14 protein-coding genes are annotated in these 13714 nt (G+C 71.5%); 5 read left to right on the top strand and 9 right to left on the bottom strand.

Going from position 1 to position 13714, the window contains the following annotated elements; all coding sequences use genetic code 11:
* Positions 1-24 precede the first annotated feature (24 nt).
* The 4 genes from ASG70_RS13545 to ASG70_RS13530 all read right to left on the bottom strand — a co-directional run bounded on the left by ASG70_RS13545 (position 25) and on the right by ASG70_RS13530 (position 2550).
* Positions 25-498: a GNAT family N-acetyltransferase gene (locus ASG70_RS13545; RefSeq protein WP_056884378.1), complete on the bottom strand. Its 474-nt coding sequence runs from the start codon at positions 496-498 to the stop codon at positions 25-27.
* 77 nt (positions 499-575) lie between these two features.
* Positions 576-1175, bottom strand: a complete 600-nt coding sequence (locus tag ASG70_RS13540) for a hypothetical protein (protein ID WP_056884377.1) — start codon at positions 1173-1175, stop codon at positions 576-578.
* Entirely contained in the window at positions 1172-1885 is a 714-nt protein-coding gene (locus tag ASG70_RS13535; RefSeq protein WP_056884376.1) for a class I SAM-dependent methyltransferase, read from the bottom strand. Before ASG70_RS13535 ends, ASG70_RS13540 begins: the two co-directional genes overlap by 4 nt.
* Positions 1882-2550 carry a helix-turn-helix domain-containing protein gene (locus tag ASG70_RS13530; RefSeq protein ID WP_056884375.1) on the bottom strand — a complete coding sequence of 223 codons (669 nt, stop codon included), beginning with the start codon at positions 2548-2550 and terminating at the stop codon, positions 1882-1884. The genes ASG70_RS13535 and ASG70_RS13530 overlap by 4 nt, the downstream gene beginning before the upstream one ends.
* Positions 2551-2723: 173 nt before the next feature.
* Here ASG70_RS13530 and ASG70_RS13525 point away from each other — a divergent pair, with 173 nt between their 5' ends.
* The gene (locus ASG70_RS13525; protein WP_056884374.1) at positions 2724-3110 is read left to right on the top strand and encodes a hypothetical protein; all 387 of its coding nucleotides are present in this window, start codon (positions 2724-2726) and stop codon (positions 3108-3110) included.
* Between the two features lie 81 nt (positions 3111-3191).
* Positions 3192-3518: a spore germination protein GerW family protein gene (locus ASG70_RS13520; RefSeq protein ID WP_056884373.1), complete on the top strand. Its 327-nt coding sequence runs from the start codon at positions 3192-3194 to the stop codon at positions 3516-3518.
* Positions 3519-3528: 10 nt separating this feature from the next.
* Here the strand turns inward: ASG70_RS13520 and ASG70_RS13515 are convergent, their stop codons facing one another.
* Together ASG70_RS13515 and ASG70_RS19700 are read right to left on the bottom strand one after the other, a co-directional pair.
* Positions 3529-4161, bottom strand: coding sequence for a DUF2231 domain-containing protein (locus ASG70_RS13515; protein WP_056884372.1), 633 nt, complete (start codon positions 4159-4161; stop codon positions 3529-3531).
* Between the two features lie 38 nt (positions 4162-4199).
* Positions 4200-6458: a patatin-like phospholipase family protein gene (locus tag ASG70_RS19700; protein WP_200949283.1), complete on the bottom strand. Its 2259-nt coding sequence runs from the start codon at positions 6456-6458 to the stop codon at positions 4200-4202.
* Positions 6459-6590: 132 nt separating this feature from the next.
* On the opposite strand from ASG70_RS19700, the gene ASG70_RS13505 reads away from it, so the two are divergent.
* A complete protein-coding gene (locus ASG70_RS13505) occupies positions 6591-9878 on the top strand; it encodes a response regulator (RefSeq protein WP_056884370.1) in 3288 nt (1095 codons plus the stop codon).
* A 95-nt stretch (positions 9879-9973) separates the two neighbouring features.
* Here ASG70_RS13505 and ASG70_RS13500 read toward each other — a convergent pair whose 3' ends face one another.
* The 3 genes from ASG70_RS13500 to ASG70_RS13490 all read right to left on the bottom strand — a co-directional run bounded on the left by ASG70_RS13500 (position 9974) and on the right by ASG70_RS13490 (position 11923).
* Positions 9974-10354: a hypothetical protein gene (locus ASG70_RS13500; protein WP_056884369.1), complete on the bottom strand. Its 381-nt coding sequence runs from the start codon at positions 10352-10354 to the stop codon at positions 9974-9976.
* 119 nt (positions 10355-10473) lie between these two features.
* Entirely contained in the window at positions 10474-11634 is a 1161-nt protein-coding gene (locus ASG70_RS13495; RefSeq protein ID WP_082590767.1) for a CaiB/BaiF CoA-transferase family protein, read from the bottom strand.
* A 100-nt stretch (positions 11635-11734) separates the two neighbouring features.
* The gene (locus ASG70_RS13490; RefSeq protein WP_056884367.1) at positions 11735-11923 is read right to left on the bottom strand and encodes a BldC family transcriptional regulator; all 189 of its coding nucleotides are present in this window, start codon (positions 11921-11923) and stop codon (positions 11735-11737) included.
* 199 nt (positions 11924-12122) lie between these two features.
* Here ASG70_RS13490 and ASG70_RS13485 point away from each other — a divergent pair, with 199 nt between their 5' ends.
* On the top strand, positions 12123-13232 hold the full coding sequence (locus ASG70_RS13485; protein WP_200949282.1) for a Glu/Leu/Phe/Val dehydrogenase dimerization domain-containing protein: 1110 nt from the start codon (positions 12123-12125) through the stop codon (positions 13230-13232).
* A gap of 167 nt (positions 13233-13399) precedes the next feature.
* Positions 13400-13597 (top strand): DUF3073 domain-containing protein, encoded by a 198-nt coding sequence (locus tag ASG70_RS13480; RefSeq protein ID WP_056884366.1) that lies wholly within the window; start codon positions 13400-13402, stop codon positions 13595-13597.
* Positions 13598-13714 lie beyond the last annotated feature (117 nt).

Below are 13714 nucleotides of genomic sequence, written 5' to 3'. Positions count from 1 at the left end.
ACCGGACTGCGGGAGTTCCGGACGTCATGGGAGTCGCTGCTCGTAGCGTCGTAGCGTCGGATGCGGGGGGAAGGTGGTTCGCGTGGTTTCGTCAGTTCGGACCCACCCGCGCCGTAGGTAGAAGCGGGTAGCGCGCGTGTTCTCGTCGAAGACTCTCAGAAAGATCTCTCGGTGCCCTTTCGCCCTCAGGTGCTCCAGAAGCTCCGTATGAGCGAGACCGGCGAGCCCAGTGCCCCAGGTCGAGACAGCCGTACCGAAGTGCAGGAGCTCATCAGCTCGCGTCGCGGCGAATCCAGCCACTCGTCCGGCGTCGTTGATGACGAAGCAGTCAACATCGGGGTCAGCGATCTCACGCTTCCACCCCTCACGAACCTGGTGCTCAGGGAAAGGATGCGTCTTCTGCGGGAAGATATGGCCGAGGCTCGCGACCGCGCCCTCTCGCTGCACTGCGATCAGGGTCTCAAGGTCTGCCAAGTTAAGTGGCCCTATGACGGACATACCTCGAGCCCTTCCGCGCGACAGTTGACCGGGAGATTTGATCGGCTCGGCGCGATCCGCCGGGGGCCGCGATGCTGTCAAGAGTCGAGCTGGTGGGTCGCGGGTGGTGACGAGCCGAGTGCGCCGTGTGCTCGGCCAGCGAGATAGAGCTGCACGTTCTTGGCCACCTGCTCGAGTGGTTTCGGTGGTAGGTAGGCGTGGGCGCCCGCATCGAGCAAGCGGCCGACGGGACCCGGCATGTCGAGGCCGAACTCGGGGTCGAGGATCTCGGTGACGATGATCTGTGCGTGCGGGAAGAGCAGGGTCCAACGGTGGGTGAGCTGAGGGCTGTGCGCACAGGTGAGAACGACATCGGCGGTGTCCGGGGCGTCGTGGAAATCGAGGACGACCCAGTCCAGGCCGAAGGACTGGCGCAGCAGTTCGCGTGCGGGACCGCTGAGGCGCATCGTCGTCGCCAGGACCTTGGCGCCCTCGCGCAGGTCGCTGCCCTTAGTCGCGTGTTTGGTCGCAGGGGCGGGGACGATGGTGCCCTCGAGAACTGCGGAGGAGTACGTGAGGGTGGCGATGGTCTGCCCGTCGCGGCGAAGGAGCACCGGTCCGGAGGTTGCCAGGCTTTCCACCCATGCCCGCAGCCCGGGCTCGAGGTGGTCGAGGTCGACGACGGCCGGTCCCGTCATGGCGACTCGAGGGCGAAGAACAAGAAGCAGATGAAGCGGCGCCCCTCAGAGGGTAGGAGCTCGGTGGGAGTGTCTGGATCCGCAGCAGGCTCGGTGGCACTGGTGATGACGAGGCCGGCGTTGAGGAACGCGTTGATGACGTCCTGCAGTGGTCGGTGCCAGTAGGTGAGGGTGAACGTGGCGCCGTCGTGCTCGTAGTCCTCGGAGTACCGGGTCAGGGCGAAGTAGTCCTCGTCCTGGTAGCAGAATGCGTAGACGAAGGGGTGGATGATCGATACCACCAGCCGCCCACCGGGCTTGAGCACACGGCGCAGCTCCGCAAGGGCCGGTGCCCAATCCTGCACGTAGTGCAGAGCCAGTGAGCAGGTGACGACGTCGAACTCATCGTCGTCGTATGGAAGCGGTGCGGAGAGGTCGGCGACCCGGACGTCCGAGTCGCTGCCGAGGCGGTCCGCAGCGATGTCGATCATCGCTGGGCTGAGGTCGAACCCGGCCACGACGGCGCCGTGGTCGCGCAGCGCCACCATGAGAGGGCCGTGGCCGCAACCTGCGTCCAAGACCCGTTTTCCCCTGACGTCCCCGGCTAGGCGGAGCATCTCGGGTCGGGCGTACCAGGCGTTGAACAGGCTGTTGTCGTTGGCGGAGGCGTACGTGGCCGCAAAGCCGTCGTAGTCAGGGGCTCTAGAGGTGACGGCGTCGGTGCTGGTCATTGCTGCTGCTCCTTGGGAGGTCCGTACGTGGTGGCGCCGATGTCCTCGACGAGGGCGGCCATGACGACTCCGTAGTAGGCGCGGCGCTCCACGCCGTCGTCGACGTCGTTCAGGGTGCGGGAGGTGTCGGTCCAGCGGTCGAGGAGCTCCGCGAACTCGCGGCGCATCTGCTGGAGTTCGGTGTCGCTGAGGCGCACCGCGAAGTCGTCGCTGATCGTGCGTTGCTGGCCGCTGGGGAGGTCGGCGGGGGCCGGTGGCTCCTGGATGGCGCGATGCAGCGCGAGCACGTGGCCTTCGGCGACGCGGCGAAGGACACCTACCGCGGCCTCCCCGCCCTCGAGCTGCCGCATCGCATCGAGGTCGATCTCGAAGCCTCGGTCGGACGTCATGCGCCACCAGCGTTCCCGCCCGTTCTCGGACCGCTCGGGGTTCTCCTCGATCAACCCGTACTTGGCCAGCTGCCGGAGATGGAAACTGACCGAGTTCGCCGGCTCGCCAAGACCACTGGCCAGATCCACGACGCGAGCCGTCCCCCGCCGCGACAACTCGCCGAGCAGTCGCATTCTCAGCGGATGCGTGACCGCGAGGACCGCTTTGGGGTCGGAGATCCTCGTGGGGGACATGCGCGGAGAGTCGTCGGACACGAAGCCCACGATGCCGTGCACGCAGCGAACGCGCAAGCAGATTTGCGCAATTTCACTTGCGATTAGCCGAGCAGCCCCCTGTGAACCCGCAGGCGAGACCACTGGCCTGCGGGTCTCGTCCTTCCTGACGGCAGCCCACACGAGGCCCTCGTGAGGGTGGGGAACCACCGGCCCCAGCGGGGCGTCCCTTCGGCATGACGACACGCACCCTCGCGCTCCGGTGCTCTGCCCTCTCGGCGCTGCTGGTCGTGCTGACCGGATGTGGCGGCGCTCCGACCCACCTGCCCAACGAACCCGTGAGCCCGGTGGCGCCCCGGTCGGTCGACTCGGGCGGCCAGGCGTTCTCGCTCTACACGCATTGCGGGATCGACGAGCTGCAGGTCGACGGCAGGTTCTACGAGCGTGTGGGCGGGCTCCTCGACGACGGCAGCGGCAACCCACCCAGGGGATGGGACAACCCGTACCAGGCAGGCCGGGTCACCCGCAGCGGAAGCGTCATCATCTTCTCCGACGACAAGGGCCATCGAGAGCGGTTCGAGCTGCGGCGGGGCGCCACCGCCTTCACCCGCACCTGCTCTTGAGTGCCAGACCTCACCGGCCGCCTGAGCATCAGGGCCCTTTGGCCCTGAGTCGGTCCACCTCGACCGACCTACGGTGGCTGGATGGACGTCCAGGAACTGCTGTCGAAGGTCACCAGTGACCTCTCCGTGAAGCGTGTGTTCGGCGAACCCATCGAGCACGACGGGACGCTGATCGTGCCGGTTGCCCGTGTCCGCGGAGGGGCGGGCGGGGGCACCAGCACGGCCGAGGCCAACGAGGGGTCGGGGGGTGGAGGCGGGGTGGACGCGCGACCGATCGGCGTCTTCGTCGTCAAGGGGCCCGACGTCTCGTGGCAGCCGGCACTCGACGTCACCCGCGTCGCGATCGGTGGGCAGGTCCTCGCGATCGTGCTCTTCCTCGTGCTGCGGTCGGTCCTGCGCCGTCACTGACCCGGCCTGATCAGCCGGTGGCGGTGCCCGGGCGCGAGAGGACGGGGCCGGTGCCGTCGGACCGGTAGGCAGGGTGGCGGCTGCCGGTGCGGCGGGCCACCACGAGGTGGCCGCCGAGGAAGCCCGAGAGCCCGGTGACCGCGGTGCCGGCGAGCTTGAGCGCCAGGCCGAGGCGCGGTGACCGCTCCTGCGTGGCGAGCGAACCCGCATACAGGCCCAGGGCCAGGACGTTGAGCGTCCCGTGCGCCGACGCGACCCTGGTCTCCGGCCGCGAGGTCTGCCGCCACTCCGCCAGACCCGTGGCGGCGGCTGGCACGGCCGCAGCCAACCCGGCCGCCAGCAGGCGCCGGGAGGCTGGGCGGTCCTTGCCATGACCCAGCAGGTCGAGGACCAGGCTCGAGGTCCAGAACCCGATCGGCAGGTCGGTCAGGAACGGGTGCAGAGCATGCCCCACGTCCCGCCCCAGCAGGATCCGCTGCAGAGGCTCCCTCCCGGCGGGTGACGCCAGACCTGCCAGGGCCGGGGCGAGGCGGTCCAGCGCGGCGGTGCGCTCCAGCTGTTGCACCAGGCGCACGAGCAGCGGCGCCCCGACGGTGACCGACGGGGTGGAGTCGGGAAGGTGGTCGGCGGTCGCGGAGGTCATGCCCGGCCAGTGCCCCCGGACCGCACCCGCCAAACCCGTCACTCGCGCGGGGTGATCCGCAGCGCCGGCATGGGCTGCGGCGCCTTGTGGCCGAGGCGCTGGGTCTCCGGGACGTCGGTCGGCGAGGCGCCGGCGAGCGCCGCGACCGCAGTACGGGCGCGACGGCGCTGCGTCTGGTTCTCCCAGTTGTACGACGGCGCGCCACCCACCGGCAGGTCGAGCAGGTCCTTGAACGAGTGGGTTCCGTCCGGGTGGCTGCCGGCCGGGCCGAGGGCCCGCTCCACCTGTCCTCCGGCCACCTCCACCAGTGACAGGCTGGTACGCAGCCGCAGCCACCGGTGGTTCTCCCAACCGGTCCAGCCGTTCTCCCCGGGCAGCGAGAACCGCTCCCGCAGGACCTGGCCGGCCAGCTGACCCCGGCGCGCGAGCGCCGCGATCCGTGAAGGCGGCATGGCGAGGTTCATGCCGCCCTCCTCGGGCGACAGGCTGACGTGGGCGATCCGGTCGCGGAAGCCCGGCAGTGGCAGCTGGAGCAGGTCGTTCCAGTTCTGCATGGTGTCCAGGATCGCCTTGGCGAAGCCCGGCAGCGTCGGCCCCGCCGCGTCGAAGAGGTTGGGCGCCTGCGCGCGGCCCGCGCCGTTGCCGATCGGCAGGTAGACCGAGCTCGACTCGTCACCGGGAACGGGCGGATGCGCCGGGTGGTGCGGTCGCAGGTTGACGCCGAACGTCGGCCGCGTCGGGGCGAAGCTGTCGAAGAAGTGGATGGGGAAGTTGCTCGTGATCCCGCCGTCGGAGAACCACACCCGGTCGGCACGCAGCGAGACTCCTTCGGCCCGCAGCCGGCGGACCGCCTCGCGCACGACCGCGTCCTCGGAGACCAGGTCGCCCGGGGCGGCGTCCGCCTCGGTCGCCTGTTCGGTGGCGACCGCCGTGAGGGCGGCGCTGATGCGGTCGAGCGGTTCGGTGTTGGTGGCCCGGTCCACCGCGTGCAGCGGCACGGCGCTGATGAGGACGGGGAACGACAGGCTCATGCGGGCCGCCACCACGACCGGCACGTCAGCTGCCGCGGGGAAGGGCACGAGGGGGGCCAGCAGCTCGTCGGCCACCCGGCGGCGCCGGCGGTCGGTGGGCGAGCCGCCCACCGGGGCGGGGTGCGCCAGCACCCAGTCGACCACTGCCGGGGGGAAGAGCCGCCGCAGCCCCCCCGGGTCGACGTAGAACCCGACGGACTCGAAGGGCATGCGGTAGGGACGGCTGCGGGTCACGCAGGTCGTCATCACCTCGAGGTTGATCGCCGGCGACTCGGGACGAGCCGTGCCCGCGATGCGAGGCGCACCGGGTCCGGCCCAGAGGTGCCCGAACGTCAGCGGCCCCCTCTCCGCCGCACCCGCCGCCGCACCCGACGCCGCACCGGACCGCAGGCCGGCCGCCCGGTCGAGGAGGTCGGTGAGCCAGGGCGTCAGCGCGGCGCTGCCCTCGAACCCGTCGCCCTCCATACCGCTGCACATCCCGTAGAGGTTGTCGGGCACGTCGCGCAGGAGCACCCGGCCGAGCACCCAGACCGTCCCGGCCAGCAGTCCGACCACGAGGAGCAGCCAGCCGAGCACGCCCACGAGCGTCGTCGCCCAGGTCCCCGCCCCGGAGACCCCGACAGCGACCACGACCGCCACGAGGACCAGCACCGCGACACCCAGGGCCACCGGCGCGCGACCGACCAGGCGCCCGACCCCCGCACCCAGGACGACGGCAGCCACCACGGCGAGCAGCCCCCAGGCCGCGCCGGACGCGCCCGCGGCGACCAGCAGCAGCAGGCCCGCAAGCGCCCCCAGGAGCAGGCGCCACCACCCGCCCGCGGCCATGGCGGCAGAGCGGAGGCCACGCAGGGCCAGCCCGGTCCGTGACCCACCGCCACCGCCTCCGAGCGAGGCGACGAACAGGGCGTGCAGGGGCGCGGTACGGCGCTGGGGCTGGAACAGCGTGAAGAGCCGCGACCGCCCCTGGTGCGTGCCACCCAGCACCCCCGGGAGCCCCGCGAGCACCGGGTACCCGGCGCCGGGCCGGTGCCGCCCGTACTCCGCTGCCGCGGCCGCCGCCGCAGCGATCGCCCCCGCCGAGGTGCCACCCACGTTGACCAGGCGGTAGCGGGTCGCGAGGTCGCACACGGCCCACGGGTAGACGATGCCGCTGGTGATGCCGCCCTTCATGACGACGTCGCAGGTGGCGGGAGGGCTCGCGTAGGCCTCGGGCCGGCCGAGCGGCTCGGGGACCGTCAGCGGAGGGTTCTGGTCCGTGCTCATGGGCATCCCCCGGAGGTGCGTCGGCTGGTCGTCCACGCTAGCGGCGGCGGTCAGGTTGTCGGAAGGCTCGCCCGCGTGCAGATGTCTGGTCTCGAAAACGAGTGTTTGACCGTGCTTGGGTGGCGTTGATCGGTGAAGATCTCCCTTGTGCACGATCTCGCCGCCGGGGGGCCCGACCCCCAGGACCTCAGCCGCTGGCTCGTCCAGGCGTCACCGGACGGCCTGTGGGTCTTCGACGGCGAGGGCCGCACGGTCTTGGCGAACGACCGGCTCGCGGCCCTGCTCGGCCGCACACCGGAGGAGATGCAGGGCCTGTCGGTCTTCGAGACCCTCGACCAGCAGGGCAGGGAGGAGTTCCGCCACCACCTGCAGGACCTGCGGACGACGAGCGAGCCGGGCGACAACCTCGAGTGCAGCCTGCTGCGCAAGGACGGCACCCGGTTCTGGGCCCTGGTCAGCCACACCCCGATCCGCGACGACGACGGCGGGCACGTCGGGTGGCTGCACCGCGTCACCGAGTACAGCCACCAGCGCCGGCTGATCGACACCCTCCAGCGGCGCGAGCACCAGCTCGCGGAGGCCCAGCGCATCGCCCGGATCGGCAGCTGGGAGTGGGACGTCGCCCACGACGTGGTCACCTGGTCGGACGAGCTCTACCGGATCTACGAGGTCGAGCCGGACAGCGGCCTGGTCCCCGACTACCAGTCGTTCATCGACCACCTCCACCCCGACGACCGCGACGCCGTCGCCGCCGCCATCGGCCAGGCGATGGCCGGTGACGACGTCTTCGAGTTCGACGCCCGCGTGGTCCGCACGACCGGCGCCCTTGCGTGGATCCGGGGTCGCGGGCGGGTGGCGCGAGACGGCGACGGCCAGGTCGTCCGCATGGGCGGCACCGCCCAGGACATCACCGCCAGCAAGGACGCCGAGCAGGCGCTGGCCCTGCTGTCGGCCATGGCCACCGCCGCGAACGGGGCCACCAGCCTGCGTGACGTCGTGCCCCAGATCCTCGTCGACGTGGCCACCCACACCGGCTGGCGCCCCGTCGCGGCCTGCATGGTGGACGACGACGGCAGCCTGAGGCCCGTCGAGGGCGTCCGCGAGGCACCCGAGGCCGACCTCACCGAGGCCCTGCGCCTGACCCGCCTCGCGGTCGGCTCGCGCACCCCCGAGGTGTCCACGACCACCGAGGGCACCATGCTCGTGGCCGTCCCCGTGGTCGCCGAGGACCGCACCGCCTGCGTCATCGTCATGGACACCCGGGCGGCGACCGCCCTCTCCGACACCGACGGCGTCACCATGGGTCAGGCCTCCGCCCTCTTCGCCCGGGTCGCGGAGCGCGAGTGGACGCGGGAGCGCCTGGCCCGGGCCCGTGACGACGCCATGGCCGCCTCCGTGGCCAAGTCCGAGTTCCTGGCCACCATGAGCCACGAGATCCGCACCCCGCTCAACGGCGTCATCGGACTGTCCGAGCTGCTGGGGCGCACCGAGCTGACCGACCGCCAGCGCCGCCTCGCCGACGGGATCGACGCCGCAGGTCGCCACCTTCTGTCCCTGGTCAACGACATCCTCGACCTGTCCAAGATCGAGGCCGGGCGCCTCGACCTCGAGCGGGTCGACTTCGACCCCCGGGCCGTCATCGAGCAGAACAGCACGATCGTCGTGGAGCAGGCGCGGTCCAAGGGCCTTGAGCTCGCGGTCTCCTGCCAGCCCGACCTGCCCCTGGCTGTCAGTGGCGACCCGGTGCGGTTCGGCCAGGTCGTCGCCAACCTGACATCCAACGCGGTGAAGTTCACCGCCAGGGGTGAGGTCGTCGTCCGGGCCTCGGTCGAGGACACCGGTGACGACACAGTGGTCCTGCGCGTCGAGGTCAGCGACACCGGGGCCGGGATGACGCCCGAAGTCCAGTCCCGGCTCTTCACGGCCTTCTCCCAAGGCGACACCTCCACCACCCGCGAGTTCGGCGGCACCGGCCTCGGCCTGGCGATCTCGCGCCAGATCGTGACGGCCATGGGCGGCAAGATCGGCGTCAACAGCGAACCCGGGTCGGGCAGCACATTCTGGTTCACCGCCACGTTCGCCCCGGCCGCCGAGCTGCCCCGCCGGCCCGCTCCCGGCACCGCCGCAGTGGCCGGCCTGCGGGTGCTGGTCGTCGACGACAACGAGACCAACCGGTTCATCCTCGATGAGCAGCTCGCCGCCTGGAAGGTCGAGGCCGCACTGGCGTCGTCGGGGGTCGAGGGCCTGGGCCTGCTCGACGAGGCCGACCGGCGCGGCGCCCCGTTCGACATCGTGCTGCTCGACTACCTCATGCCCGGCGTCAACGGCGAGCAGTTCGCCCGCATGGTGCGCGGTGACGGCCGGTTCGCACGGACCCGCATCATCCTGCTGAGCTCCTCGATGGACCTCGACACCGCGGCGCTCGCCGACGCCGGCATCGACCTCTCGCTGACCAAACCCGTCTTCGCCTCGCACCTCTTCGACAGCCTCGCCACGGTCGCGTCGGCGCCCGCGGGCGCCGGCCGCGACAGCCTGCCTGCCCCCCTCGTCGCGCCCCGGCCCGACCCCGAGGTCCCCACCGGTCGGCTCGGCCACGTCCTCGTGGTCGAGGACAACGCGGTCAACCAGATGGTCGCCGTGGGCATCCTCGAGAGCCTCGGGTATGCCGCCTCGGTCGCCGAGAACGGCGTGGTCGGCGTCTCCACCTACCTGGGTGACCCGGACGCCTACGACGCGATCCTCATGGACTGCCAGATGCCCCAGATGGACGGGTATGCCGCGACACGCGCGATTCGTGCCCGGGAGGACGCCGGTGCGCGCGTCCCGATCGTCGCGATGACCGCTGCCGCCATCGCCGGCGAGCGCGAACGCTGCCTGCTGGCCGGCATGGACGACTTCCTCACCAAGCCGGTCGACGTGGCACTGCTGCGCGCGACCCTGGCCCGGTGGGTCCCCCAGCCGGAGGAGGTCGGGGCGCCCGACGAGCCGTCCGAGGGCGCCACGGAGCAGGAGCCGGGCGGCACCGTGGAGCAGGAGGGGGCCACCGTGCCCGATCTCGACCCCGAGGTCCTCGACACCGCCCGGCTCGGTGAGCTGCTCGACCTCGACCCCGGCGACCCGTCGATGCTGCTGCGCTTCATCAGCCGCTTCGGCACCGGCTCGGCCCAGACCATGGCCACGCTCGTGGAGGCGCGGGACGCCGGCCGCGCGCACGAGATGGGCCGGGCCGCCCACGCGCTCAAGGGCAGCGCCGCGAACCTCGGCGCGACCTGGCTCGCGACGGTGTGCAAGCTGCTGGAGGACCTCGGCGACGAGGGCGGGCTCGCCGACGACGAAGCCCTGGCCGCGTTGGCCAGGGCTCGTGAGCAGGCGGTGTCAGCGCTGGAGGAGTACGCCGCCGCCCTCCGTGGTGGGGCCTGAGGACACGCAGGCCCCACCACGGAGGCGGGTCGACCGGTACCGAGCCCGGGGGTGCTCGGCGCGAGCGTGGTCACGCTCGCGCGGCGTGCCGCCCGTCAGACCGCTTCGACGTCCCAGCGCTGGACCGGGGTGGCGAGGTAGCCACCGGTACGGGCCCCGAGGGCCAGCCGCCGGCGCACCTCGCGCATGAGCTCCTCGTTGGACGCGAGGAGAAGGGTCTCGGTGGGGCTCATCGGAGCCATGACGTGCAGGCCGCAGCCCTCGGCAGCCCGCAGGACGATCTCGCGGACCGGCACGGAGAGCGCCCGGGCGAGGGCCAGCATGTCCTCACCCTCGGGCCAGCCGGCCAGCACCGGGGAGTCGAGGATCGTGGCGAGCATCCACTCGTCGATGTCGGTGCGCTCGGCGAGGACGGCACGGTTCCACCCGAGCAGGTTCATCTGGTCCTGCACGAAGACGCCGAGGCTGTTGGTCACTGGTCACTCCTTGGTTTCACGTGCGCAAGTTACGTGATGATGAAACAGGGATGGGGGATGTTGAATGGTCGGACTTTGCCAACCCTTGAAGGTCCGGTCCCCCGTTCGGGTGAGCGCGGCTAGTCCGTCCTCCCAAGCCCCAGCTCGCCGAGCACCTCGTCGGTGTCGGCACCCGGTTCGCGCGCCGGTTCGCCCGGTCGTCCGGGCGTCGCCGAGAACCTCGGTACGGCGCCCGGCTGGTGGGCGGCGGGCCCACCACCCGGCTCGTGGGCGTACGTGCCGCGGGCCCGCAGGTGGGCGTCGGTGCGCGCCTCCTCCATGGTGAGGACCGGTGCCACACAGGCGTCCAGCCCGGCGAACACCCGCGTCCACTCGGCCAGGGTGCGCAGGCCGAACCGCATCTCGAGCTCACGGTGCATCCGCGGCCACCACTGGCGGTCGAGCTGCCCGGCGACGCGCTCCGGCGACCACAGGTCGAGTCCCTCGAGGAGCCGGGCGTAGAAGGCCGGCTCGAGCGCCCCGACCGCCACCCACCGGTCGTCGCGCGTCCGGTAGCAGCGGTAGAACGGCGCTCCGCCGTCGAGGAGGTTCTCGCCGCGCGGCGCCGACCAGAGGCCGGAGGCCAGCATGGACTGGTGCATGGCCGTCATGCTCGCGACCCCGTCCACGATCGCGGCGTCGACGACCTGCCCCTCACCGGTCGCGCGCGCGTGCAGGACTGCCGACACCACCCCTAGGGCGAGCATCGCCCCGCCGCCACCGAAGTCTCCCAGGAGGTTGAGGGGCGGCACCGGGCGCCCGTCGTCACCGGCGAAGGCGTCGAGGACCCCGCTCACGGCGAGGTAGGTGATGTCGTGGCCGGCCAGCGCGGCATACGGCCCGCTCTGGCCCCAGCCGGTCATGCGGCCGTAGACGAGGCGGGGGTTGCGGCGCAGCGCCTCGTCGGGTCCGAAGCCGAGGCGCTCGGCGACTCCCGGACGGAAACCCTCGACGAGCACGTCGCTGCGACCCACGAGCTCCATGACGGCGCGCAGCCCGTCGGCCGACTTCAGGTCGAGCACCACGGATCGACGGCCGCGCAGCAGGACGGCGTGGGTGCCACGCAGGTCCTCCTGCGGCCGGTCGACGCGCACGACGTCCGCGCCCAGGTCGGCGAGCAGCATTGCCGCGAACGGCCCGGGACCGATGCCCCCGATCTCGACGACCTTCAGCCCGGCGAGCGGACCGTGACCTGGACGTGGGACCGCTTGTGCTGAAACGGTATCCGGGTCAGGCGCCATCGGGGCAACCTAGCGAATGCGACCGTCCCGTGGGGTGACGGACGACGACGAGCGCTGGCTGCCGATCCCCGGGCCCTGCCCCCGGGGGTCGGCCAGCGGCTCAGATGACGTCGGAGAGAAGTGCCCTGACCTCAGCCTCCCGGTAGCGGCGGTGGCCTCCGAGCGTGCGGATCGAGTTGAGCTTCCCGGCCTTCGCCCAACGCGTGACGGTCTTGGGGTCCACGCGGAACAACGACGCGACTTCCGCGGGGGTGAGCAACTTCTCGACCTCGGTGGTGCGAGTAACCATGACTTTCTCCTCGTGCAGGGGACGTCTTTCAATAATCGGACAAGCGGGACCTCTTGGGAACATTCCTTACGGGTGGTCCGTAATGGTCCGTTGGGACTAGTCACCCGACCACCATGTGGTCGCAATACGCTGTGCGCAGGCGCGCGACCCGCGCCGAGCCAACCCGTCAGCGCCCTCCCGAGCTCCAGGAGTCACCACCGTGACCACGTCCTCCGCGCCGTCCTCCGCCACCTCCGCCGTCGCCTCCATGTCCCAGCACGAGCAGGTGGTGTTCTGCCACGACCGGGAGACCGGCCTGCGCGCCATCATCGGCATCTACAGCACGGCCCTCGGGCCGGCCCTCGGCGGCACGCGCTTCTACCCGTACGCCTCCGAGGAGGCCGCGCTCAGCGACATGCTGCGCCTGTCCAAGGGGATGGCCTACAAGAACGCCGTGGCCGGCCTCGACCTCGGCGGCGGCAAGGCCGTGATCATCGGTGACCCGGCGACCGACAAGACGCCCGAGCTGCTGCGCGCCTACGGACGCTTCGTCGAGAGCCTGGGCGGCCGCTACGTCACGGCCTGCGACGTGGGCACCTACGTCGCCGACATGGACGTCGTCAGCGAGACCACGCGCTTCGCCACCGGCCGGTCCGAGGCCAACGGCGGCGCGGGCGACTCCTCGGTGCTCACCGCGTACGGCGTGTTCCAGGGCCAGCGCGCGTGCGCCCAGCACCTGTGGGGCAAGCCCACCCTCGAGGGACGCACGGTCGGCATCGCCGGGGTCGGCAAGGTCGGGCACATCCTCGCCGGCCACCTCCTCGAGGACGGCGCGAAGGTCGTCGTCACCGACGTCAACCAGGACGCGGTCGCCGCGCTCCGGTCCGCCCACCCCGAGGTCGAGGTGGTCGCCGACACCGCCGCGCTCGTGCGGTCCGACATCGACGTCTACGCCCCCTGTGCCCTCGGCGGCGCCCTCGACGAGCAGACCGTGGCCGCCCTGCAGGCCACCGTCGTCTGTGGCGGCGCCAACAACCAGCTCGTCACCGAGGGCCCCGGCGGCACCGCCGACCAGCTCAAGGCGCGCGGGATCACCTACGCCCCCGACTTCCTGGTCAACGCCGGTGGCGTCATCCAGGTGAGCGACGAGCTCCACGGCTTCGACTTCGAGCGCGCCAAGAAGGCGGCCACGGCGATCTTCGACCACACCCTCGAGGTGCTGCGGACGGCCGACGCCCACGGCAGCACCCCGGCGGCGGCCGCGGACCACATCGCCGAGGAGCGGATGGCCGCCAAGGCGGCCGGCGGGATCTGGCTGCCGGCCCGCTGAAGTCGTCCCGCAAGACGGGAGTCCTGCGGCCAAACTTGCCACGCTCCTGTAGCGTTGGCCCCACGACATATACACGATTCCCGGGACCGCTCCGCGGAGTCGAGCCGTCACTTTGACGACTCGTACCCAGCGATGCCGTCCCGCCAGACGCATGAGGGGGTCACGCCATGGGGCGCGGCCGGGCCAAGGCCAAGCAGACGAAGGTTGCTCGGGAGCTGAAGTACTTCTCCCCGAACACCGACTTCAGTTCGCTTGAGCAAGAACTGCACGGGTCTTCCTACGCGGAGCCGGAGCGAGTCTCCAACGACTCCGCGGGCGAGGACGAGTACGACGAGTACGGGAAGTGGGCGTCGGGTCAGCGATGACCTGAGCGCCTGACCAACCACCTCACCTCATGCGCGGGCCCTCGGGCCCGTGTGTCACCGCAGTCCCGCGGCACACCGCCATGCGCGTGTGCCGCGGCGCTGCGGCGTCGGAGCGCG

This window comes from Phycicoccus sp. Soil748, from assembly GCF_001428025.1.
Classification (GTDB): Bacteria; Actinomycetota; Actinomycetes; order Actinomycetales; family Dermatophilaceae; genus Pedococcus.
Note: the sequence above shows the minus strand (reverse complement) of the source record. Positions and strands in the feature narration are given on the sequence as shown.

Excerpts from the sequence above, each read along its gene's own strand:
- ASG70_RS13490 (WP_056884367.1), bottom strand. The coding sequence starts at position 11,923 with ATGGTTACTCGCACCACCGAGGTCGAGAAGTTGCTCACCCCCGCGGAA.
- ASG70_RS13480 (WP_056884366.1), top strand. The coding sequence starts at position 13,400 with ATGGGGCGCGGCCGGGCCAAGGCCAAGCAGACGAAGGTTGCTCGGGAG.
- ASG70_RS13540 (WP_056884377.1), bottom strand. The coding sequence starts at position 1,175 with ATGACGGGACCGGCCGTCGTCGACCTCGACCACCTCGAGCCCGGGCTG.
- ASG70_RS13525 (WP_056884374.1), top strand. The coding sequence starts at position 2,724 with ATGACGACACGCACCCTCGCGCTCCGGTGCTCTGCCCTCTCGGCGCTG.
- ASG70_RS13545 (WP_056884378.1), bottom strand. The coding sequence starts at position 498 with ATGTCCGTCATAGGGCCACTTAACTTGGCAGACCTTGAGACCCTGATC.
- ASG70_RS13535 (WP_056884376.1), bottom strand. The coding sequence starts at position 1,885 with ATGACCAGCACCGACGCCGTCACCTCTAGAGCCCCTGACTACGACGGC.
- ASG70_RS19700 (WP_200949283.1), bottom strand. The coding sequence starts at position 6,458 with ATGAGCACGGACCAGAACCCTCCGCTGACGGTCCCCGAGCCGCTCGGC.
- ASG70_RS13495 (WP_082590767.1), bottom strand. The coding sequence starts at position 11,634 with ATGGCGCCTGACCCGGATACCGTTTCAGCACAAGCGGTCCCACGTCCA.
- ASG70_RS13520 (WP_056884373.1), top strand. The coding sequence starts at position 3,192 with ATGGACGTCCAGGAACTGCTGTCGAAGGTCACCAGTGACCTCTCCGTG.
- ASG70_RS13515 (WP_056884372.1), bottom strand. The coding sequence starts at position 4,161 with ATGACCTCCGCGACCGCCGACCACCTTCCCGACTCCACCCCGTCGGTC.